Below are 21,542 nucleotides of genomic sequence, written 5' to 3' on the forward strand. Positions count from 1 at the left end.
GTGGGACCGGCGGGACGCAGGCCCGTCATGCGACGCCCTTGCTAGAACGAAACGCGTACGCCGGCAACCGCCGCTCGGAGACCTGTCGTTTCATGACCGGGAAGACCGGGTTTCCAAAGCGCCTGCGGCCCTTTGGCGGGGTTCAGGGGCGGAGCCCTTGAGACCTGCAGGGCGCTGCCCTGCAGCCACAAAAGGTCACGGACCTTTTGGATCCGGGACTTCACGCGTCGGCGTTGCGAGCCATGAAGGTGGCGGGGGTGCCGTCCTCGGGGTTCACGAAGATGATGTCGGTGGGCGCCCGCCGCGGGGTGTCGATCGACAGGAACGTCACCGGCTCGCCCGGGGCGATCTCCGGCATCGCGTGCACCGTGCCCTTCTCGAAGAACAACAGCTGGCCGGGGCCGAACGTCGTCAGGTTCGCGGGGTCGCCCAGCCAGACGGTGCCGCGTCCCGACAGGCAGTAGAGGTACTCGTCGCAGGTGGCGTGGTAGTGCGGCGGGGTCGGCCGGTAGACCCGGAACACCCGGGCGCTCGCGGCCGCCCGGTCGGTCAGGTAGGTGTCGACCAGGAGCGTCTGCGCGCTGTCGGGCAAGGCCGACGCGAGCGCCAATACGTCGAAGAGGCCGGTGCCGGTCTCGGTCATGGCGCCCTCACGACGAATAGCCTTCGAGTACGATCTTGCCCTTGGCGCGCCCGCTCTCGATCAGCGCGTGGGCCCGCCGAAGGTTCTGGGCGTCGATCCGCCCGTAATGCTCACCCAGGGTCGTGCGCAGGCGCCCCGCATCCACCAGCCGGGCGACCTCGTCGAGGAGCGCGCCCTGGGCGCCGATGTCGGACGTGCCGAACATCGAGCGGGTGAACATGAACTCCCAATGCAGCGACAGGCTCTTGCGCTTGAGCAGGGCCACGTCGAGCTGCGCGGGGTCGTCGATCAGGGCGAACCGGCCCTGCGGGGCGATCAGCGCGGCGATCTCGGCGAGATGCGCGTCGGTGTTGGTGGTCGAGAACACGAGGCCCGGCGCGCCCAGGCCCAGGGAAGCCACCTCGGCGGAGAGCGGCTTGGCATGGTCGACCACGTGGTGGGCGCCGAGGTCCCGGCACCAGGCCGCCGTCTCGGGCCGGGACGCGGTGGCGATCACGGTCAGGTCCGTGAGCGCCCGGGCGAGCTGGATCGCCACCGAGCCGACGCCGCCCGCGCCGCCGACGATCAGGATCGCCGGGGCGGCGCCCGGCACCGGCTTGCCGGTGTCGAGCCGGTCGAACAGGGTCTCCCAGGCGGTGATCGCCGTGAGCGGCAGGGCAGCGGCCTGCGCCCAGTCGAGGCTGGCGGGCTTGTGCCCGACGATGCGGGCGTCGACGCAATGGTATTCGGCGTTGGTTCCCGGCCGGGTGAGGTCGCCCGCATAGAACACCGCGTCGCCGACGGAAAACCCCTCGGCTTCCGCACCCTTGGCGACCACGGTGCCGGCGGCGTCCCAGCCCAGCACCTTGACCCCGCCGGCCTCGGGCTCGGCCCGCAGGCGGACCTTGGTGTCGACCGGGTTCACCGAGACCGCCTCGACCTTCACCAGCAGGTCCCGGGGTCCGGGTTCGGGCCGGGGCAGGTCGTGATCGACCAGGGCCTCCGCCTCGGTGATCGGCAGGGACTTTTTGTACCCGACGGCGCGCATCGCAATCTCCTCCGGCTTCACGTGTCAGGAGATGCCGTCCGCCTTCCCGGGGCGCAAGTACGCACATAAAACGCCGCTAGTGCCAGACATGATACCGTCGAGGATCCCGCCATGCCCCGCATCCGGCACCATCGCGGCGCCTGCAGCCCCGGCTGCGCCGTCGAGGCGACCCTCCGGCTCATCGACGGCAAGTGGAAGGGTGTGATCCTCTACCACCTGCTGGAGGGGACCCTGCGCTTCAACGAAATCCGCCGGCGGCTGGCGAGCGTGACGCAGCGCATGCTCACGAACCAGCTGCGCGAGATGGAGGCGGACGGCCTGATCGCGCGAAAGGTCTACGCCGAGGTGCCCCCGAAGGTGGAGTACAGCCTGACCGCGCGCGGGCGCTCCCTGGAGCCGATCATCCAGGCCCTGAAAGTCTGGGGCGATCGACACATCGAACTGCCTATTGATGCGGCGGATCCCGTCGAGACGGCCGCCTGATTGTGCATGGCTCGCGGCGTCAAACCCCTCCACCGTAACGGTGTTTTCATATCCGCACCGGATGGTTCTGGTTAACCCTGAACCCTTCGGGAATCCGATGGCCGTCTTCTCATCGCTTCGCGCCCGCATCCTCGCGGTGGCGCTCGCGCCCTGCCTCGCCTTCGCGGGGGCGGCCGGATGGGCGGTCTCCGACCAATGGGCGCGGCGCGCCGAGATGAACCGGGTCGAGAGCCTCGTCGGCCTCGCCTCACGGGTCAGCGCCTTCGTCCACGAGGGCCAGCGCGAGCGCGGCGCCTCCAGCCTGTTCCTGGGCGCCAAGGGCGCGCAGTTCGGGCCGGAACTCGCGGCGCAGCGCAGCCGCACCGACGCGGCGCTCGCCGGGCTTCCCGACGCAATGGCAGCCGCGGCCGGCTTCGGCCCCGCCTTCGCGGCGCGGGCGGACGCCTTTGCCAAGGCGCTCGCCGGGCTTGCGGCCCAGCGCCGGGCGGTCGACGCCCTCGACGTGAGCGCGCCGCAGGCGGTGGCGTTCTACACCGGCCTGATCGGTGAGGGGCTGGGCGTGGTCCGGGCGATGGGCGGGGTGATCGGCGAGGCCGGCATCGCGGCCCGGGCGAACGCCTACGCGGCGTTCCTGGCGCTGAAGGAGGCTGCCGGCCAGGAGCGGGCCGCCGCCTCGGCGGTGTTCGCCTCCGGCACCCTGGATCTTCCCGCCGCGCGCCGGCTCACCACCCTTTCGGCCGATCAGGCGACCTACGGCGCCACGTTCCGGGCCGGGGCCTCGGACGGGCAAGCCGCGCTCTTGGACGCCGCGGAGGCGACCGAGCCGGCCCGGGCGGTGGCGCGCCTGCGCACGGCCACGCAGGAGACGATGCCAGGCACGCCCCTCGCCTTCCGCGACGCGCCGGCCTGGTTCCGGCTCGCCACCCAGCGCATCGACGCCCTGAAGGGTGTCGAGGACCGGCTGACCGCCGACCTCGTAGCCGCCGCCGACGCGGTGCGGGCCCAGGCCGACCGGATGCTCACCGTCTGGATCGCGGGCGGCCTCGCCCTGTTCGCGCTCTCGGTCGGCTTCGCCTTCTGGCTGGGCACGGCCATCGCCCGCCCCCTGGTCCGGATGGCCGGGGTGCTGACGGCGATCGGCCGGGACGAGCCGGGCGCCGCCGAGTTGACGATTCCCGCGGGGGGCCCGCGCGAGGTGCAGGCGATCGCCGCCGCCGCGGTCACGTTCCGCGACAGCGTCGCCGAGCGCCGGCTCGCCCGGGCCGCGCAGCAGCGGCGCGCCGCGGAGACCGCTGCCGCGCAGCGTACCGCCGCCCTGGGCCTGGCCCACCGCTTCGAGCGGCAGATCGGCGGCATCGTCGAGGCGGTCTCGGCCGCCGCCGAGCAGCTGGAGGCCTCCGCCCACGGCATGGCCCGGGCCGCGCAGGACACCACCGACCTCAGCCGGGCGGTGGCCGGGGCCGCGGATTCGGCCGCCCGCTCGGCCGATACGGTGGCGGCGGCGACCGAAGAACTCACCGCCTCGGTCCGGGAGATCGGCGTGCAGGTCGGGGCCTCGGCCGACCTCGCGGCGTCTGCCACCCGGGATGCGGACGGCATGGCCGGGGAGGTCCGCCGCCTCGCCCAGGCCGCCGGCAGCATCGGGGAGATCGTCGCGATGATCTCGGACATCGCCGGCCAGACCAACCTGCTGGCGCTCAACGCCACGATCGAGGCGGCCCGGGCCGGGGAGGCGGGCCGCGGCTTCGCCGTTGTGGCCGCCGAGGTCAAGAATCTCGCCGGCCAGACCGCGAACGCCACCGAAGAGATCGCCGCCAAGGTCGCCGAGATCACCGGCTCCACCGAGGCCTCGGTCCGGTCGATCGGCGGCATCACCGAGGTGATCCGCAACCTCGCCCGGATCGGGGCCGAGATCGCCGCCATGGTCGAGCAGCAGGGCGCGGCCACCGCCGAGATCGCACGCACCACCGGCCAGACCTCGCAGGATACCCGCGCGGTTTCGGGTAACATCGCCGGCGTGGGCGAGGCGGCCGACACGGCCAGCCACGGCTCGTCCCAGGTGCTCGACGCCGCCAGCGACCTGACCCGCCAGGCCAGCGCCCTGCGCGGCGCGGTCGGCGACTTTCTGGCCAACGTCCGGGCCGCCTGACGGCAAAGTCTCGGATTCACAAGGTCCGGGACCTTGTGCGGGTCCAGGGCGGAGCCCTGGTGTCTCGGGGGCTCCGCCCCCGAACCCCGCCAAAGGGCTCGCCCTTTGGAAACCCGGGACTAGGCCTCGGCGAGGCCGAGTCCGAGCAGGCGGTTGGCGTTGCGCCAGAGGGCGGCATCCAGGGCGTCCTCCGCCAGGCCGAGGGCGCGAAAATCCTCGACGCCCTGGCGCATCGGCCGGAACGGGAACGAGGACCCGAACAGGAACTGGTCCTTCATGAAGCCGTTCGCCGCCTCGACATAGAGGCCGCCGCCGGGGGCGAAGGTGTACATATCCGGGGAGACGAACACGTTCTCGTTGCGGAAGGCGACCGTCACCATCTCGGCGACGTGCGGGTAGAACCCGTGGCAGCACACGATCGGCAGCTTCGGGAAGGTTTTGGCGACCCGGTCCACCGCCAGGGGATCGTTGAGGCGCAGATCCGGTGTGGTCGGGCCGGACATCACGAAGGCGGGCACCGCGAGTTTCTCGCACAGCTCGTAGAGCGGCATCAGCCGCTCGTCGTCGGCCCGCAGGCCCTCGCGGTAGAAGCCGGCATCGAGGTTGATCCCCTTGAAGCCGAGCTCGGTCACGGCACGCTTGGCCTCGGCGACCGCGGCCTTGCGGCCGAGCTTCACCGGATCCACCGAGGCGATGCCGATCAGCCGCTTCGGATCGTGCCCGGCGGCCTGCGCGAGGGCGTCGTTCGAGATCCGGACCCTCGGCACCGAGCGGGCGACCATCACGGCGACGTCGATCCCGGCCCCGTCCATCTCGGCACGGAACCCGTCGATCGTCGCACCGCGGGTGAAGTGCTCGACCTCGCGGCTGCCGACCCGGGCGTTCAGCCAGCGGGCGACGCCGAATTCCGGCGTGTCGGGCTCGGCGCCGAAGAACTTGTGCAGGAAGGTCGGCCGGCTGCGCATGTCGACGACGGGCATTTTTTGGGGACTCCATGGTTGTGACTGGATCCACAAGGTCGAGACCTTGTGCGGGTGCAGGGCGGAGCCCTGCTATCGGGCCTCGGGCCGAGCGCTCAAGGGCTCCGCCCCTGAACCCCGCCAAAGGGCTGAGCCCTTTGAAAACCCGATCTCGTCCCTGGCAGGCGGGTCTCGTCAATGCGAGACGGCTTCCAGCACCTTGCCGCGCGTCTCGACCCCGAGGGTGAGCACCAGCAGGGCGGCGATCAGGAAGCCGCCCGCACCGACCTGGAAGGCGGTGGCCGGGCCGTAATCCCGCACCAGCACCGGCACGATCATCGGCCCCAGGATGGCGCCGATCCGCCCGAAGGCCGAGGCGAACCCGGCCCCCGTGGCCCGGGCCCGGGTCGGGTACAGCTCCGGCGTGTAGGCGTAGAGGCAGCTCCACATGCCGAACATGAAGAACTGCATCACGAAGCCGGCGACGAACAGCCCGGTCACCGCGAGGCCGGCGACGGTCAGTACGGGCTCGCCGCCGGCATTGCCGTACAGCCAGGCCGCGGCCGCCGCGCAGACGAGGAACAGGGCCGTGGTCGGCTTGCGGCCGATCCGCTCGAGCAGCCATGCCGCCGTGGCGAAGCCCGGGATGCCGCCGAGCGTGATCAGGGTCACGAAGCCCACCGAGCCGACGATCGAGAAGCCGCGCTCCTTGAGCAGCACCGCGATCCAGGAATTGAGCCCGAAGAAGCCGATCAGCGCGAAGAACCACAGCCCGAAGGCCATCACGGTGCGCATCCGGTAGGCCGGCGCGAACAGGGTCGCCACCGCGCTCAGCCGGGGAGCCGGGACCGTCTCCGCCACCGCGGCGGCGATCTGCGGGGTGACCGGGGGCAGGGGGCGGCCGGTGGCGCGCTCGACCGCGCGCTCCATCGTGGCCATCACCGCCTCGGCCTCCGCGTGGCGGCCGGCTTCGGCGAGCCAGCGGGGCGATTCGGGCATGGTCCGGCGCACCGCGAGCACCACCAGGGACAGCAGGCCGACCACCACGAAGGCCCAGCGCCAGCCGAGATAGGGCAGCACGAAGAAGCTGATCGCCCCCGACAGCACGTAGCCCACCGCCCAGAACCCCTCCAGTATCGCGATGTATTTGCCGCGCACGGGGGCCGGGACGATCTCGGAGACCATCGCCTGCGCCACCGGCGCCTCGCCGCCGACGCCCACCCCGATCAGGAACCGGCAGGCCATCAGCACGGGCAGGCTCCAGGCGGTCGCCGCCGCGAGGCTCGCCAGGCCCCAGACCACCATGGTCACCTGGAACACCGCCTTGCGGCCGAACCGGTCGGAGGCGGTGCCGGCGAGGATGTTGCCGACGAGCTGGCCCGCGAAGGTCATGGCGGCGAGCTGGCCGGCCTCCGTGGGGGTCAGCCCGAAGGCCACCACGATCGAGCCGAGCAGGAAGGTCAGCAGTGCCACGTCGATCTGGTCGACCAGCCACGCGGAGGCGATGATCGCGAAGATTTTTCGCTGGTAGCGCGACATCGGCAGCCGTTCGAGGCGCGCGGCGATATCCGAGACGACCGGGCGCCCGTCCCCGCGCGGTGGGTTGGCCGTCGGATCGGCGACAGGCTGCAAAGCGGATTCTCCCTCGACATCCGGACCGCCGCAGGCGGTCGCGCATGCGCTCCGGTACAGCAGGGCCGCCCGTCGGAACAGGCGCGCGGTGTCGGCGGCCCGGATCCGGCCTATCTGGTCGGCTGCCTCCGGACACTGGACCCGCGATGAATGATGCTCCCTCGGCCGCGCAGCACGGCCGCTACCGCTACAGCGCCCTGCCGGACCGGCCGGCCTACGACTGGCCCGGGGCTAAGCGGCTCGCGGTCTATGTCGGGCTCAACCTCGAAACCTTCGATTTCGGGTCGGGGCTCGGGGCGGAACTCGCCCCGGGCGGGCCGCAGCCCGACGTGCTCAACTACGCCTGGCGCGACTGGGGCAACCGGGTCGGGGCCTGGCGGCTGCGGGAGACCCTCGACGCCCTGGGCCTGCCCGCGAGCGTGCTGGTCAACAGCCGGCTCTACCGGGACTGCCCGGGCCTGATCGAGGCGTTCCGGGCCCGGGGCGACGAGATCGTCGGCCACGGCCGCACCAATGCCGAGCGGCAGGGCACCCTGTCCGAGGCGGAGGAGCGCGCCCTGATCGCGGAGGCCACCGCGATCCTGACCCGGGAGGAGGGCCGGGCGCCCGCCGGCTGGCTCGGGCCCTGGATCTCGCAGTCGCGGGTCACGCCCGACCTGCTGGCCGAGGCCGGCTACCGCTACCTGCTCGACTGGTGCCATGACGACCAGCCGACCTGGATGGCGACCCGGGGCGGCGGCCGGATCCTGGCCGTGCCCTATCCGCAGGAGCTCAACGACATCCCGGCGATCGTCGCCCGCAAGGAGACCGGCCGCCAGTTCGCCGACGCGATCGTGGACGCCTTCGACGAGATGCTGGAGCAATCCGCCGCCGCACCGCTGGTGATGGGCATCGCGCTCCACCCGTACATCGTCGGCCAGCCCCACCGGCTGCGGCCCCTGCGGGCGGCGCTCGGCCATATCGCGGCCCACCGGGACCGGATCTGGATCACCACGGCCGGCGCGATCGCCGCGGCCATTGCCTGACCGCCAAAGACAGGGTTTCCAAAGGGCTCAGCCCTTTGGCGGGGTTTGGGGGCGGAGCCCCTGAGTACGGCGGGCTCCGCCCGCACCCGCAAAAGGTCTCGACCTTTTGAATCCGGGATTCGCGTCGTTCAGTCGGGGATCGCGAGGCCGATCGACAGGCACAGGGCGGCCACGGCGGTGAGCGCCACGGCCGCCTGGCGGACCTGATACCAGCGGGCGTTGCGGGCGTGCTCCTCCGGGCTGGCGCCAAGACGCAGCTCGTCGTCAAAACCCTTCACGAAGGATTCGAAGCTCGGGAAGGCCCGCCGGGCAAGCCACAGCCACACGCCGACCGCGATCAGGCTGGCGACCCCGCCCCCATACGTAAAAGCATCGTCCAGCATCCGGCGTACGCCTACCAGCCCACGCCCCCCTCAAGGCGTTCGTGTACTGCAAACTGCTGGAATTGCCTAGGTCGTAGCCCCGATTCGGGGGGCGCCTTTTGGTTTCCGGTCGGTATCCGAACGCCATTCAGGCCGGCGGGCGGCCCAGCGCATAAAGGGTGATGGCGGCGGCGTTCGAGACGTTGAGGCTTCGGATCGCCCCCGAGAACGGGATCCGGGCCAGGACGTCGCAGCAGGTCCGGGTCCGCTCCCGCAGGCCCTTGCCCTCCGCGCCGAGGACGATCACCAGCGGCCGCGCGATGGTGAGCGTGTCGAGGCTCGCCGGCGCATCGGAATCGAGGCCGATCCGGGTGTAGCCGCGCTCGCCCAGCTCGATCAGCGCCTCCGCCAGATTGCGGACGGTGACGAAGGGCACGTGCTCCAGGCCGCCCGAGGCGGATTTCGCCAGGACCCCGGTGGCGCCCGGCGCGTGCCGCACGGTGGTGACGATGCCGGCGACCCCGAAGGCCGCGGCCGTGCGGACGATCGCCCCGACATTGTGCGGGTCGGTGATCTGATCCAGCGCCAGCAGCAGGGCATCGGCCGGCAGGTCGTCGAGGCCGGGGGCGGGCAGGGGCTCGGCCTCGAGATACAGCCCCTGGTGGACCGCGTCCGGCCCGAGCAGACGGCCGATCTCGCTCGGCCGCACAAGCTCGGGGGTGATGCGCAGGGCGTCGCCGAATTCCTCGGCCAGCCGGGCGGCGGCGTTCTCGGTGGCGAGCAGCCGGTGCAATCCGCGCTCGGCGTTGCCCAGGGCCTGAACCACCGGGTGCCAGCCGTAGAGCACGGCGGAGCCGTTGGCTGCACCGGATTCGGGACGTGGTCCGGATCCGCCGGCACGGCCGCCGGGCCGAAAGCCGGGTCGCGATCCGAAACGGGGGGGGCCGCCGGGGCGGCCGTCGGTACGACGGCCGGTCATCGGAGCGCGATCGGAGAGGGGAGCATCGGCACGGCCTTTCCTGAATGGGTCGCTCCGAGAAACCGGGCGGCACCGTCCACGTCAAGCCGAGGCCACTTGAAAGACCGCATCGGCGTGAGGGGCCGGGTTCGATCTTCCGAGGCCCCCATCCCAAGCAACCCCGGTCTGTGGATGGATCCGGGATATTCTCTTCAAACCATGTGACTATCGACGGAACCAGGTGTGTTCTTCAGAGCGAACGAACGCGCGATTACGTAGGAAAAATATCAAGATGGAATCTTTCAGAGAGTCAGTTCGGAAGACTATATGCAGTGCCGATTTCATCATTCTGGACAAAGGTTTGAGTGGGTTTTTCGTATCCAACTCTGCGCAGGTGTGCATGCGACTCTGCGCTGTGCCGTATCGGAGTCTGCGGGCATCCGGCTGGTGCGCGTATCGGATTCTGCGCGGTCCCGTATCGGATTCGGCGCGGATTCGGGCTTGGAGCGGTGGAATGTGGGGATAGAACGCTCAAGCCCGGGCGTATCGAACTCTGCGTAGGTCCAAGGCCCCGACCCGCGCGTATGCAACTCTGCGCCGCTGCCGATCGCGTGCTCCCCGGGGAAGCGTGGATTGCCGGGACAAGCCCGATCGAACCGGAGCCCTGGCCGGTGAATCGTGGCATGGCAGGATCGGGCCGCCCCTCCGCCTTCCGGAGCGGTGGGCCCGCATGCGGCTCGGACTGAGGGGCGATGGGCATCGAGGAGAAGATCGCCGCGATCCAGGATGCGGATCTGCGAGCCGAGATCGAGGCGGCACGCGGCGGCTTCCTGTTCGCGCAGATCGTCGAGCACGTGCTGCACCGCCAGCGCGCGCGCGATGCCGAGGCCGCCGTTCTCGGGGAGCAGGAACTCCGCCGCGCCCAGCTGTCGCGCGACCAGCGCCGCCGCGACGCGGTGCGCCTCGTCATCGAGAGCGAGCCGGCAGTGCCGTCGAGCCTGCAGCACATCCATTCCGTGCTGGCGCTCTGCGGCCTGCCCTATCGCGACCCCGGACCGGTGCGCGAATTCACCCGCACCTACGGGCGCAACTCGCTGAGCCTGATGGCCGGGCGGATCAAGGATCCGGAGACCGGCGCCTTCGAGCCCCAGGGGCTGCCTTATGGGCCGAAGGCCCGGCTGGTGCTGCTGCACCTCTGCACCGAGGCGGTGCGCCAGCGCAGCCCGACCGTGAAGGTCGCCGAGACGCTCTCGGGCTTCATGCGCGAGATGGGCTTCGCGGTGACCGGCGGCGAGCGCGGCACCATCCGGCAGTTCAAGGAGCAGCTCAACCGGCTGGCCGCCTGCACCATGCAGATCGGCCTGTGGGACGGGCGCGACAGCGCCACCACCCTCAACGTCCCGCCGTTCCGAAGCCTGGAATTGTGGAAGCCCCGGGCCGGGGAGGGCGAGGACGAGGCGGGCCGGACGGTGCGGTTCGACCCGGAATTCTACGAGACGCTGATCAAGCACGCGCTGCCGGTGGACGTGCGGGCGGCGCGGGCGTTTTCCGGCTCGGCGCGCAAGCTCGACCTGCTGTTCTGGACCGGCTACCGGCTGCGCGCCCTGCAGCGCCCGCTGCGGCTGACCTGGAACAACCTGCACGCGCAGTTCGGGGCCGAGAACGCCTCGATCCGCAGCTTCCGGCAGGCCTTCAAGGCCGATCTGGCGCATCTGCGCGAGGTGTTTCCGCGGCTGCCGATGGTGCTCGACGATGGCGGCCTGACCCTGCACCCGGCCGATCCGAGCGCGCTGCTGGTACCGCCGCGCCCCGCTTCCACGAAGGGAATGAAGGCGCGTCGGCAGGGAATTTAGTGCGCCCAGATGGAACGCCGTCCATACCCTGTCTATTCCATCATGTTCCCTTCAATTTTGAGAATGGGACGGCTCAAGGCATTCCCAGGCTAATCGGAATGCGGTAGATGTTCCCTCGCGCTGAAGGGAATGATGCATGAGCCTGTCAGAGGACGAGATCGAAGCGCGGCTCGCCGCGTTGCGCCGGCAGCGGGAGGCGCTCGACCGGGAGATCGCCGATCTCGTGCTTTACCTGGAACTCGGCCGGCGCTTGAGCGGGGCGGGGAGCGGACCGGCCCCGGCCGATCGGGGGCGGGGCGACGGTCCGGGCCATCCTGCCCGCCCCGCCCCGGAGCCGCCGGCGGTCGTGGGCCACGACACGCCCGTCGATGCCGGCCTGCCGCGCAGGGCTCGGCCGGTCTCGGACCCGACTGGGTTCGAGGCCTGGGACACCCCACCGCGCGAGCCACAACACGGCCCAGCGCATCCTGAGGACGCGGACGGGATCCCGCCGGCAATCGCCTTCACGGAGGATGCGGCGGCCGCCCGCCGCTACGGACGCGCGCTGGTGGAGGCGGCCTGCGCGGGGATCCTGGAGGCAGGCCGGCCGTTGCACGCGGGCGAGATCCTGGAGATTCTCGTAGCCCGCGGCTTCACCCTGCCGGGGCGTGATCCGGTGGCGGCTCTCAACACCCGCCTGTGGAAGCGGGCCGGCCCGGGAGGCCCCCTGCGCCGCGTCGCCGAGGCCACCTACGCCCTGGCCGGGGATTCCAGACCCGGGCAGAGCTACGATCCGGAGGCTTGAGGGACGGCAAGGCCGGCAGTCACGATGCCGTGACGCTCGTGTGACCCGGTGCCGATCCCGGCCAGGCCTGACCCATATGGGGGACGCGCCGCCGCGGGACCGTCTATACGGTCCCGGATCGTCTCCCTCGGGGCGGATTGAGGATCGTGAGCCATGCACAGCGACGCGCGATCCCGCTCCGCGGGGCCGGCGTCAGGCCCATGACGGCGGCTCTCGCCGTACCGGCCGCGCAGGTCTGCGCCTTCGCGCTGGGCTGTGCCGTGATCCATGCCGCGCGCGGACATGCCGAGATTCTGACCCGGGTGCTCGCCGCCGCGGCGATCCTGGCCGCCGTCCTGGTGCTGCTCGTCGCCTCCCTCGACTGCGCTCCCGAGGCTGACGCGGTCATGGGCCCGAGCGCGGTCTCCGCGGCGTCCTGAGCGCCCCGCAGGTGCTGGACCGTCAGTTGATCAGGCAGAAGCCGGCGCCGGTGCCGACGCGCCTGTCCTGCGCGCACCAGGGCCTGGGGGCTGCCCGGAGCGCCTCCTTGGGCAGGTCCGCCGGAATCTTCAGGGCCGAGGTTGTCTGGGCGGCTTCGGGCTCCGGGTGACGCAGCGCGAGGCTGTCGAGCAGAAGGCGGGGCTCGGCTTCCGGACCCGGGCTTGCCGCCACCGGCCGGAGGCCGTCGGTCCGCTCCTGTGCGGCCGCAGCCCCGGTCAGGACCAGGCAGGCGATCGGGGCCGCGAGGAACCTGAACATCGACGAAGCTCCCTGCCGAAGACGCACGTCCGGCCGATCCCGGGCTTACGGGACGGCCGGACAGCGCGAGTGTGGCGACGGCATCTTAAAAGGGTGCGAAGATTCAGGCTTAACCGGATGCCAAGATCGTGGATCGAAGGATCTATACGGGTGGACAAAGTCGTCGGCCTACCGACGATTGATCGCCAGTGGGCCGACGACTTTGTCCGGTTTGAGCGGACAGGGCCGGCGCCTACGCCGCCCGCATCCGGTCGCCCGGCAGGGGCGACTGGGCCACGGGCATGTCCGCGTCCGCGATCGGACGGAACCGTCCGGTGGCGCCGTCATAGGCCAGGAGCGCGCCGGACTCGATCTCGAAGAACCAGCCGTGCAGGCGTAAGGAACCCTTGGCCAGGCCGGCGGCGACGCTTGGATGGGTGCGCAGGTTGGCGAGCTGCACCACCACGTTCTCCAGGGCGAGGGCCCGGTGGCGCTCCTGCGGATCCATACCCTCGGGATAGGCCTCGCAGACGATGCGCTCGGCGGCCTCGGCGTGGCGCAGCCAGGCCGCGACGCTGGGCATCTTCTTCAGGAGGTCCGGCTTCATCAGGCCGCTCATGGCGCCGCAATCGGAATGGCCGCAGATCACGATGTCGCGCACCCCCAGGGCCACCACGGCGTACTCGATCGCCGAGGAGACGCCGCCGACCACGTCGGAGGCCGGGGGCACGATGTTGCCGGCGTTGCGGCAGACGAACAGGTCGCCCGGCCCGGCCTGGGTGATGTGCTCGGGGGAGACCCGGGAATCCGCGCAGGCGATGATCAGGGCGCTCGGGTGCTGACCGTCGCGCACGAGCTGCTGGTACATCTGGCGCTGGCCGGGGAAGACGCTCCCCTGGAAGCTGGCGATGCCCTGGATGATGCTGTTCACGGATGCTGTCTCTGCGGCAGGGGATTGGACTGGAGAGGCCGGACAGGGGCACGTGGGAGCGCGCGCACCGCGCCGGCTCGACGCTGCGTGCCGGATTCGGGCGGGGGTATGTGGGGGGATCGCGAGCCGGTCGCCGGACGGGCTTCTCGCGCATCGTCCCGAAAGCGGGTTTCCGGCTCTGGGGACGATGCGGAATTCAAGGCCTCGCGTAGCGCCCGGATATCGGGTTCGGGAGGATGCGCGAGGCGGTCTCGAGGTGCGTCAGCGCCGGACGCGGCGCTCCACATGCCCGGACGCCCAATGGGGATCGATCACGCTGCGGCGCGCGACCGTGGCGTGGCCCCTGTCATGCACCATCGGGGCACCCAGGAGCTGACCGCTGCCCACGCGCTGCGAATGCAGGGAGCGCGGATCGTGGGAGGGATCGCTGACATAGGAACTCATGTGGCCGCCGCCGGCAGCCTGCCGGCTGCCGCCCCCGCCCTCGCCGGCCTGAGCCGCCATGGGCAGGGCGAGGGCACCGGCCAGGAGGCCGAGGGTCAGGAAGCGCTGAGTTGTGATGCGCGTCATTCGAGGCTCCGCCCGTGTTCGTCGTGGTGGCCCGGGACACCGCGTCCTGTGCCGATGAACCCAACATAGCCGGTTCCGATCAAAGTAGATGTGCGGATAAGCACAGTAGATTGATGTAAAATTTAATCCTTTTCTTTGATTTACTTGGTGTGAGACCGCACGCGTCGGTCAGGCGCTCGCCGAACGGAGGGATTAAGAGCCTCGCACAAAACGCCCGGTTCCCGGGAGCTCTCCCTCCCATGGGACGGTGCCACGGCGTTGCGTGCGAGGCTCTGAGCCGCATAAACCGAATGCGCGCCGCAGCGTCATGGCGGGATCGAGGCCGGCCGGTCCCAAGGGGCGGTCGGGGCGGGGTGGGGGCGAGCCGGACGAGACCGGCTTCGGACCGGACCCGTCGAGGCCGAGCAGGTGCGGGATATCACCCAGAAGGCCAGCCTTCTTCAGGGGGACGGGTTTCGGCCGAACAGCAACGCTTAGCGGTGCCACGGCGCCGGCGTCGCGCGGCGCTGGAGGTTCAGCCTCCGAGCAGCGCATGCGCCGCCCGCACCAGGATCCCGCCCGGCCGTCGCAGCTCGCCAAGCACCGAAAAATGCTCGGCGCCGGGCACCGGCAGCAGGGGCCCCGGCGCATGGGCCGCCGCCCGGAGGGCGTGCAGGTTGCGGGCATCGTGGATCAGGGCCGGCAGCTCGCGGCTGCCATAGGCGAGGCAGAGCGGCTTGCCGACCACGGGCAGGCGCAGGGGCGACAGGGTCTCGACCTCGGCTTCCGTAAGGCGCAGCTTGTCGTCGAGGGCGGTCTGGCGGATCGGGGCGAGATCGTAGACGCCCGAGATCGCGAGGCCCGCGGCGATGGCCGGGTGGCCGAGATGCAGGGCGGTCAGCAGCCCGCCCGCCGACCAGCCGGCCAGGACCAGGGGGCCGCCGATCCCATGGGCGGGTCCGTGGCTGCCGATCCAGTCGAGCGCCGCGCCGATCTCGGCCGCGATCCGGGTCAGGCTCGCCTCCGGGGCGAGGGTGTAGCCGACCATCGCCACGGACCAGCCGGCGGCGTTCGGCCCCTCGGCGAAGCAGGCGAACAGCTCCCGGGCGCCGCGCTGCCAGTAGCCGCCGTGGAGGAAGACCAGGGCGGGGGCCGAGGCGTCGCGGGCCGGGTAGAGGTCGAGGGCGTTACGGGCGCCCGGGCCGTACGGGATGTCGAGACCGGCCGGATGCGCGGCGCGGTAGGCGGCCGAGGCGGCGTCGCGGGCGGCCACCTGGACGGCGCTGTCGGCGACCGCGCGGGTGTTGTCGTAGCAGGCGCTGCGGGCGTCCCGGTCGAGTGCGGCCCAGCGGCGGCGCGGATCGGCCGGGGTCGGATCGTCCAGGCGGAAATCCAGAACCATCGTGGGGTGTCTCCCGGCCTCCCGCCACACCATGACAGGCCGCCGGACCTGGGTCGAGGCGCCGGGGTCAGAGCGCGGTGCCGGGATCCTGGGCGCCGATCGCCCGCAGGGCGGCGCGGGCCACCGCGACATCCTGGTCGCTGGTGCCGGAACCGACCCCAATTCCGCCGAGGCACGCCCCGTCGATCACGATCGGCAGGCCGCCGGGCAGGTTGGTCAGCCGCCCGCCGGAAGCGAGGGCGACCGTCACGGCGAGATTGGCGGGGAGGCGGCCGGTGGGCGCGCCGTTCGAGGCGGCGGTCACCGCCTTGGCGAGCGCGCTCTCGCGGGACAGCAGCTTGGCGCCGTCCATGCGCAGGAAGGCGAGCAGGTTGCCGTCGGCATCGACCAATACGACGTTCTCCGGCACCCCGATCGCCTCGGCGTGGGCGATTGCCGCCTGGAGGGCGGTCAGCGCTGCCGCATGGGTGAGCCGGGCTGCGGGACGGGTGGTGGGGCGCATCGCGGGCCTCGGGATCGGTCTCGGCGGGGAAGGGGCAGCGGGTCAGAAGCCGGGCCAGGCCCCCGGGATCGGGCCGCCGTAGCCCCAGCCGGTAAATGGCGGGGCGGCGACCCGCTCCCGCGTGGCCGGGGGGAGGGGGCGTGCGAAGGGCCGGGGCACCTGCCAGGCCCGCCAGTTCCGGAGCCGGTCGCCTTCGGCCATGTGGGCCAGCGTCGCCTCCATGTCGGATGCGTGCCGGTGGTGCGGCTTGCGCTGGGGCGGCCGGGCCTCGGCCGGGGCGATCGCCAGCAGCAGCGCCGCCGGCGTCAGGGTCGCGAGGATCAGGGGGCGCATGGTTCGGGCTCGCAGGGCGCGCGGCGGGGCCTTCACCGGCGGCTACGCCGTGCCCTGCCATCGGTTCCGGGGACGAGCCCGGGGCAGGGCGGTTTTCGCCGGTCCGAAACCTGCAAAAACCCCGTAGGATGCGGGACGCCCTCCCCCGAGACCCTGCGAGCCGCCCGATGACGATCGCCGCCAAAAACCCCGCCGCGCAGGATCCGGTGGCGCTGCTCGAGACCCTGGTAGCCTTCGACACGGTGAGCGCCCGCTCGAACCTGCCGCTGATCGACTGGGCGGAGGCGTATTGCCGCGCTCACGGCGCCGCGGTCGCCCGGGTGCCCGACGCCACCGGGACCAAGGCCGCCCTGCTCGTCAGCGTCGGCCCGTTCGAGACGCGGGCCGGCTACGTGCTCTCCGGGCACAGCGACGTGGTGCCGGTGGAGGGCCAGCCCTGGTCGTCGGACCCGTTCGTCCTGCGGGAGGAGGCGGGCCGGCTCTACGGGCGCGGCACCTCCGACATGAAGGGCTTTCTCGCCGTCTGCCTGGCACTGCTGCCGGAGATGGCAGCGGCCGAGCTCGCGACCCCGCTCCACATCGCGATCTCGTACGACGAGGAGGTCGGCTGCCTCGGGGTGCGCCCGCTGATCGCCCGGATGCTGGAGCGGGGGCCGCGCCCGCTCGGCTGCTTCGTCGGCGAGCCCACCGGGATGGGCGTGGTGGTCGGGCACAAGGGCAAATCCGCGTCCCGCCTCACCTTCCGGGGCAAGGCCAGCCATTCGGCCCTGGCGCCCGCGGGCGTCAACGCGGTGGAATACGCCGCCCGCTTCATCGAGCATGTCCGCCTGTCCGCGGAGGCGATCGCCCGGGACGGCGCCCGCGACCCGCTCTACGACGTGCCCCACACAACCGGCCTGTCGAGCGTGGTCCGGGGCGGCTCGGCGCTCAACATTGTGCCGGATGCCTGCAGCGTGGAATTCGAGTACCGGGCGATCGGCGCCGACGATGCCGGGGCGCTGGCGGCCGCCGCGATCGCCTACGCCACCGAGACCCTGGCGCCGCTGATGCGGGAGACGGATCCGGCCTGCGGCGTCGAGGTCGAGCCGCTGATCGACTATCCCGGCCTCGACACCGACCCGGAGGCGGCGATCGTGACGCTCGCCAAGCGGCTGGCCGGGCGCAACGCCCATGGCAAGGTTTCGTACGGGACGGAGGGCGGGCTGTTCGAGCGGCTGGGGGGGATTCCGGCGGTGGTGATCGGCCCGGGCTCGATCGCCCGGGCCCACAAGGCGGATGAATACGTGACCCGGGACGAGCTCGCGGCCTGCGCGGATTTCGTCCGGCGGCTGATCCGGGACTGCCGGGGCTGAAGGGACGGCGAAGGGAAGCGCGGCCGTCCCGGCGAAGGGACTGCGAAGGCTGCCCCCGTCCCGCCGGCCGTCGGGAGTCCCTTCGAAGAAACCTTTGCACCGCTCGCGGTTTGAGGAGCGGCGGCCCGCGGGGCCGGGTCGGGAATCGGCGACAAGCGCATGGCCAGCCTCAGCGTCGCGATCGCGTTCGGCGTCCGCCTGCTCCTGGTGCTGCTGTTCCTGCCGTTCAGCGCGCTCGACAAGATCCTCAACTTCAAGGGCGCGGTCGGCCAGGCCCGGCAGGCGGTGCATGCCACCGGACCGGCGACCCTGCTGATCCTGATCGGGCTCGGGGTCGAGATCGGGATGTCGCTGTGCATCCTGACCGGCTTCGCCGACCGGGCGGCAGCCTTCGTGCTCGCCGGCTATTGCGGCGTCACCGCGCTCCTGTGGAAGCCGTTCTGGGCGCCCGGCGACTTCTGGGCCGGCGGCAAGGGCCGCGAGCTGTTCTGGGACTTCTTGAAGAATTTCGCGCTGGCCGGAGGTTTTTTGCTGATCACCTTCGGGACGGGCGCCGGGACGGTCCAGGGCTTCTTCGCCGACCCGCTGGCCTCATCCCACCCCTACGCGGTCCAGGGCCGGCCGTAGAATCCGGGATCCCAAAGGGCCCACGGCCCTTTGGCGGGGTTCGGGGCGCGCAGCCCCGAGGCCTCACCCCTTCGGGATCGTCGCGACCATCGAGGGCCGGCCCTCGAACACCGCGGACCAGGCGGCGGTGGCGGGGCGTCCCTCGCGCCAGGCGAGATCGGGGAAGCGCAGGTCGAGATAGCCCAGCGCGCAGGCCATCGCGACCGTGCCGATATCCAGGACCGGCATGTCGGCGACCAGGGTCTCTAACCGGTCGAGCGCCGCCGTGATCTTGGCCACCTGGCCGGCCTCCCAGGCCGCCCAGCGCTGCGCCTCCGGGCGCAGGACCCGCTCGTAGCGGGTGAGCAGGGCGGCATCGAGCAGGCCGTCGGCGAGCGCCTGCCGGGTGAGCGCGTCCCAGCGCGCCGAACCCTCGGGGAACAGGCGCGGGCCGTCCGAGAGGCTGTCGAGATACTCGCAGATCACCCGGCTGTCGTAGAGGGCGGTGCCGTCCTCCAGCACCAGGGCCGGGACCTTGCCGAGGGGATTGTGGGCGGCGACCTCGGGGGAGGGGCCGGTCGGGGAGGGGCCGGCGGCGGTGACGGCGATCCGGTCGATCAGCCCGGTCTCGTGGGCCAGCACCAGCACCTTGCGGGCATACGGGGAGGCGGGGGAGTAGAGGAGCTTCATCGGACCGTCCCGGTTCATCGTGACGCCCGGACCTTGCACTCCTCTGCTTGCCGGAATCCAGCCCCGGCGCGGCAACCGGGTTTCCAAAGGGCTCCGCCCTGGACCCGCACAAGATCGCGGACCTCGTGAAACCGGGCCTGTCAGGCGCGATCCGTGCCGGCCGGATCGAAGCGCAGCGTGCCGGCCCGGCGGGTCGGCTGGCCGGTGTCGTTGGTGTGGTTGACCCCGTCCATCACGGGCACCGCGGGGAAATCGAACGGGCTGACCCCAGCGAGGCACGCCACGTTCACGGCGTAGAGGGCCTGGTTCGAGCGCCGCTGGTGATGGGTGTAGATCCCGCAGCGGGAACAGAAGAAGTGCTCCGCCGTCCCGGTGTGGAAGCGGTAGCGGGTCAGCGTCTCTGCGCCCTGCAGGATCTCGACCCCGCCCGCCTCCGCCATGGCGACCACGGCGCCGCGCATCCGGCAATAGGAGCAGGTGCAGCGGCGGATCGACGTGAAGCCGTCGCCGAGCCGCGCCCGGAAGCGCACCGCGCCGCAATGGCACTGGCCGGTGTGGAGGGTCATGGTGCGCGGTCCCGCCCGGAAACCCGTCGGGGGTAGACCCGGGATCCCGGCCGGACAATCCCTGAAACCCTCACGCGGCGCGTGAGGAAAACGCACGCGCCGCGCGCGGCCCTCACGCGCTCTCCGCCAGGACGGATTGGCGTTCGAACAGGGCCCGGTAGGCCCCGCCCGGGCGGCGCACCAGGGCGGCGTGGGGGCCGTCCTCGACGATCCGGCCGTGGTCGAACACGAGGATGCGGTCGAGCGCCTGCACGGTCGAGAGCCGGTGGGCGATCACGATCGCGGTGCGCCCGTGCATCAGCCGGGCCATCGCCTCCTGGACCAGGGCCTCGGATTCCGAGTCGAGGCTCGAGGTCGCCTCGTCCAGGATCAGGATCGGCGCGTCCGCCAGGAAGGCGCGGGCGAGCGCCACCCGCTGGCGCTCGCCGCCCGAGAGCTTGACGCCGCGCTCGCCCACCAGCGTGGCGTAGCCCTTGGGCAGCCGCGCGATGAAAGCGTGCGCGTTGGCGAGCCGGGCCGCCCGCTCGATGTCCTGCGCCGAGGCGCCGGGCCGGGCATAGGCGATGTTCTCGGCCAGCGACCGGTGGAACAGCACCGGCTCCTGGGGCACGATCGCGACCTGCGCCCGCAGGCTCGCCTGGCTGGCTGCCGCCACGTCCTGCCCGTCGATGGTCACCCGCCCGCCCGAGACGTCGTAGAGCCGCTGGATCAGCTTGACGAAGGTGGTCTTGCCCGAGCCCGAGCGGCCGACCAACCCGACCCGCTGGCCCGCCGGGATCGTCACCGACAGCCCGTCGTAGAGCGGGTTTCCGTGGGCGCCGTAATGGAAGCGCACATCCTCGAAGCGGATCGTCCCGCCCGCGACCGCGAGCGGGACCGCGCCGGGCCGGTCGGCGACGCCGACGGGCTCGGCCGCCAGGGCGACCAGCTCCTCCATCTCGTTGACCGCCCGCTGCAGATGGTTGATGTGGCCGCCGATCTCGCGCAGGTAGCCGTGCACCACGAAGGTGGTGGTGAGCACGTAGGCGACGTCGCCCGGGCTCGCCTCCCCGCGCCACCACAGCCCCAGGGCGGTGGCGACGATGGCGGTGCGCAGCGCCAGCAGCAGCCCGAGCTGGCCGGTACCGCTCCAGGTGATGATCATCCAGGTGCGGTGCGTGCGCCGCTGCCACTTGGCCAGGAGCCGGCCGAGGCGCGCCTCCTCCCGGCCCTCGGCGCCGAAGGCCTTGACCACGGCGTTGTTGCCGATCGCATCGCTCAGGGCGCCGCCGAGCCGCGTGTCGAGGGCGTTCGAGAGGGCGGATGCGGGCGCGATGACCCGGGTCGCCAGGAGGGCGGTGGCGCCGACATAGGCGGCGGCCCCGAGCGCCACCACCGCGCCGAGGACCGGCCAATGCAGGCCGAGCACGAGGGCGGTGCCCAGGAGCACGACCAGGGCGGGCAGCAGCGCCAGCAGCAGCGTGTCGTTGAGCCCGTCGAGGGCCCACATGCCGCGGGAGATCATCCGGACGGTGGAGCCCGAGAAGGTGTTGGCGTGCCACTCGGTGGAGAAGCGCTGGACCCGGGCGAAGCCGTCCCGGGCCATGTCGCTCATGGTGTGGAGGGTGAGCGGCACCACGAGGCTCCACGCCACGTGCCGCAGCAGCGCGGTGGCGAGGCCGAGCGCCGTCATCGCCAGGAAGGCGGGCAGGGCGGCCGCCAGGGCCGCCTGGCGCTCGGGCCCGGTGAGCGCGTCGACCAGCCGGCCCGTGTAGAGCGGCAGCATCACCTCCGCGAAGGTGGCCAGCGTGATCGCGCCGGACAGGCCGGCGACCAGGGGCCAGCGCTTGCGCCAGCCGCGGACGACGAAGGCGAGGACGCGGCGGACCGCGCCCGCCCGCCGGGGGGAGGACAGAGACATGCCTATGCCCGACGCGTCGGCGTCGGCTCCGGGAGACGCGGGCCCGGCATCGGATGCGATGCGGGCCGGCGAGGTCAGACGGGAGGGGGGCTCAGGGGCGCCGGGGCCGTGCGGCCGGG

At 71.9% G+C, this 21,542-nt stretch carries 23 protein-coding genes; 8 read left to right on the forward strand and 15 right to left on the reverse strand.

The genetic code is table 11. The features are described from left to right. Positions 1–220: 220 nt before the first annotated feature. Positions 221–643: a cupin domain-containing protein gene (locus MKK65_RS28985; protein WP_243961641.1), complete on the reverse strand. Its 423-nt coding sequence runs from the start codon at positions 641–643 to the stop codon at positions 221–223. Between the two features lie 7 nt (positions 644–650). Further along, positions 651–1,670, reverse strand: a complete 1,020-nt coding sequence (locus MKK65_RS28990; RefSeq protein ID WP_243961643.1) for a zinc-binding alcohol dehydrogenase family protein — start codon at positions 1,668–1,670, stop codon at positions 651–653. Positions 1,671–1,781: 111 nt separating this feature from the next. Between MKK65_RS28990 and MKK65_RS28995 the strand changes: the two genes are divergently transcribed. Both MKK65_RS28995 and MKK65_RS29000 read left to right on the forward strand, forming a co-directional pair. Next, positions 1,782–2,153, forward strand: a complete 372-nt coding sequence (locus MKK65_RS28995) for a winged helix-turn-helix transcriptional regulator (protein WP_243961645.1) — start codon at positions 1,782–1,784, stop codon at positions 2,151–2,153. A gap of 97 nt (positions 2,154–2,250) precedes the next feature. Beyond that, on the forward strand, positions 2,251–4,302 hold the full coding sequence (locus MKK65_RS29000) for a methyl-accepting chemotaxis protein (RefSeq protein ID WP_243961646.1): 2,052 nt from the start codon (positions 2,251–2,253) through the stop codon (positions 4,300–4,302). 119 nt (positions 4,303–4,421) lie between these two features. Here MKK65_RS29000 and MKK65_RS29005 read toward each other — a convergent pair whose 3' ends face one another. Next, positions 4,422–5,282 carry an amidohydrolase family protein gene (locus MKK65_RS29005; RefSeq protein ID WP_243961648.1) on the reverse strand — a complete coding sequence of 287 codons (861 nt, stop codon included), beginning with the start codon at positions 5,280–5,282 and terminating at the stop codon, positions 4,422–4,424. 174 nt (positions 5,283–5,456) lie between these two features. Continuing rightward, positions 5,457–6,893: an MFS transporter gene (locus MKK65_RS29010; RefSeq protein ID WP_243961650.1), complete on the reverse strand. Its 1,437-nt coding sequence runs from the start codon at positions 6,891–6,893 to the stop codon at positions 5,457–5,459. A 146-nt stretch (positions 6,894–7,039) separates the two neighbouring features. On the opposite strand from MKK65_RS29010, the gene MKK65_RS29015 reads away from it, so the two are divergent. After that, on the forward strand, positions 7,040–7,918 hold the full coding sequence (locus MKK65_RS29015) for a polysaccharide deacetylase family protein (protein ID WP_243961651.1): 879 nt from the start codon (positions 7,040–7,042) through the stop codon (positions 7,916–7,918). Positions 7,919–8,046: 128 nt separating this feature from the next. On the opposite strand, the gene MKK65_RS29020 is transcribed toward MKK65_RS29015, so the two are convergent. Both MKK65_RS29020 and MKK65_RS29025 read right to left on the reverse strand, forming a co-directional pair. After that, the gene (locus MKK65_RS29020) at positions 8,047–8,301 is read right to left on the reverse strand and encodes a hypothetical protein (protein ID WP_058191789.1); all 255 of its coding nucleotides are present in this window, start codon (positions 8,299–8,301) and stop codon (positions 8,047–8,049) included. 127 nt (positions 8,302–8,428) lie between these two features. Continuing rightward, positions 8,429–9,259 carry an RNA methyltransferase gene (locus MKK65_RS29025; protein WP_243961652.1) on the reverse strand — a complete coding sequence of 277 codons (831 nt, stop codon included), beginning with the start codon at positions 9,257–9,259 and terminating at the stop codon, positions 8,429–8,431. A gap of 731 nt (positions 9,260–9,990) precedes the next feature. Here MKK65_RS29025 and MKK65_RS29030 point away from each other — a divergent pair. The 3 genes from MKK65_RS29030 to MKK65_RS29040 all read left to right on the forward strand — a co-directional run bounded on the left by MKK65_RS29030 (position 9,991) and on the right by MKK65_RS29040 (position 12,294). After that, entirely contained in the window at positions 9,991–11,091 is a 1,101-nt protein-coding gene (locus MKK65_RS29030; RefSeq protein WP_243961653.1) for a replication protein RepA, read from the forward strand. Positions 11,092–11,227: 136 nt separating this feature from the next. After that, positions 11,228–11,875 (forward strand): winged helix-turn-helix domain-containing protein, encoded by a 648-nt coding sequence (locus MKK65_RS29035; RefSeq protein WP_243961654.1) that lies wholly within the window; start codon positions 11,228–11,230, stop codon positions 11,873–11,875. Positions 11,876–12,021: 146 nt separating this feature from the next. Then, positions 12,022–12,294, forward strand: coding sequence for a hypothetical protein (locus MKK65_RS29040; RefSeq protein ID WP_243961655.1), 273 nt, complete (start codon positions 12,022–12,024; stop codon positions 12,292–12,294). 22 nt (positions 12,295–12,316) lie between these two features. On the opposite strand, the gene MKK65_RS29045 is transcribed toward MKK65_RS29040, so the two are convergent. The 6 genes from MKK65_RS29045 to MKK65_RS29070 form a co-directional block, all read right to left on the reverse strand. Then, on the reverse strand, positions 12,317–12,613 hold the full coding sequence (locus tag MKK65_RS29045) for a hypothetical protein (RefSeq protein ID WP_058191793.1): 297 nt from the start codon (positions 12,611–12,613) through the stop codon (positions 12,317–12,319). A 232-nt stretch (positions 12,614–12,845) separates the two neighbouring features. Beyond that, positions 12,846–13,523 carry a carbonic anhydrase gene (locus MKK65_RS29050; protein WP_058191794.1) on the reverse strand — a complete coding sequence of 226 codons (678 nt, stop codon included), beginning with the start codon at positions 13,521–13,523 and terminating at the stop codon, positions 12,846–12,848. Positions 13,524–13,784: 261 nt separating this feature from the next. Continuing rightward, positions 13,785–14,093, reverse strand: a complete 309-nt coding sequence (locus MKK65_RS29055) for a hypothetical protein (protein WP_243961656.1) — start codon at positions 14,091–14,093, stop codon at positions 13,785–13,787. A gap of 514 nt (positions 14,094–14,607) precedes the next feature. Continuing rightward, on the reverse strand, positions 14,608–15,474 hold the full coding sequence (locus MKK65_RS29060; protein WP_243961657.1) for an alpha/beta hydrolase: 867 nt from the start codon (positions 15,472–15,474) through the stop codon (positions 14,608–14,610). A 67-nt stretch (positions 15,475–15,541) separates the two neighbouring features. Continuing rightward, the gene (locus tag MKK65_RS29065) at positions 15,542–15,976 is read right to left on the reverse strand and encodes a GlcG/HbpS family heme-binding protein (RefSeq protein ID WP_243961658.1); all 435 of its coding nucleotides are present in this window, start codon (positions 15,974–15,976) and stop codon (positions 15,542–15,544) included. 42 nt (positions 15,977–16,018) lie between these two features. After that, positions 16,019–16,309 carry a hypothetical protein gene (locus MKK65_RS29070; protein ID WP_243961659.1) on the reverse strand — a complete coding sequence of 97 codons (291 nt, stop codon included), beginning with the start codon at positions 16,307–16,309 and terminating at the stop codon, positions 16,019–16,021. A 167-nt stretch (positions 16,310–16,476) separates the two neighbouring features. Here MKK65_RS29070 and argE point away from each other — a divergent pair, with 167 nt between their 5' ends. Next, the gene (gene argE, locus MKK65_RS29075) at positions 16,477–17,661 is read left to right on the forward strand and encodes an acetylornithine deacetylase (RefSeq protein WP_243961660.1); all 1,185 of its coding nucleotides are present in this window, start codon (positions 16,477–16,479) and stop codon (positions 17,659–17,661) included. 159 nt (positions 17,662–17,820) lie between these two features. Next, positions 17,821–18,288, forward strand: a complete 468-nt coding sequence (locus MKK65_RS29080; protein ID WP_243961661.1) for a DoxX family membrane protein — start codon at positions 17,821–17,823, stop codon at positions 18,286–18,288. 63 nt (positions 18,289–18,351) lie between these two features. Here MKK65_RS29080 and MKK65_RS29085 read toward each other — a convergent pair whose 3' ends face one another. From MKK65_RS29085 to MKK65_RS29095, 3 genes are all read right to left on the reverse strand, one after another. Next, positions 18,352–18,957 (reverse strand): glutathione S-transferase, encoded by a 606-nt coding sequence (locus MKK65_RS29085; RefSeq protein WP_243961662.1) that lies wholly within the window; start codon positions 18,955–18,957, stop codon positions 18,352–18,354. A gap of 140 nt (positions 18,958–19,097) precedes the next feature. Further along, on the reverse strand, positions 19,098–19,523 hold the full coding sequence (locus MKK65_RS29090) for a GFA family protein (RefSeq protein WP_058191802.1): 426 nt from the start codon (positions 19,521–19,523) through the stop codon (positions 19,098–19,100). A 112-nt stretch (positions 19,524–19,635) separates the two neighbouring features. Beyond that, positions 19,636–21,423, reverse strand: a complete 1,788-nt coding sequence (locus MKK65_RS29095; protein ID WP_243961663.1) for an ABC transporter ATP-binding protein — start codon at positions 21,421–21,423, stop codon at positions 19,636–19,638. Between the last annotated feature and the right edge of the window lie 119 nt (positions 21,424–21,542).

It is taken from the genome of Methylobacterium sp. J-001 (assembly GCF_022829565.1).
GTDB lineage: Bacteria > Pseudomonadota > Alphaproteobacteria > Rhizobiales > Beijerinckiaceae > Methylobacterium.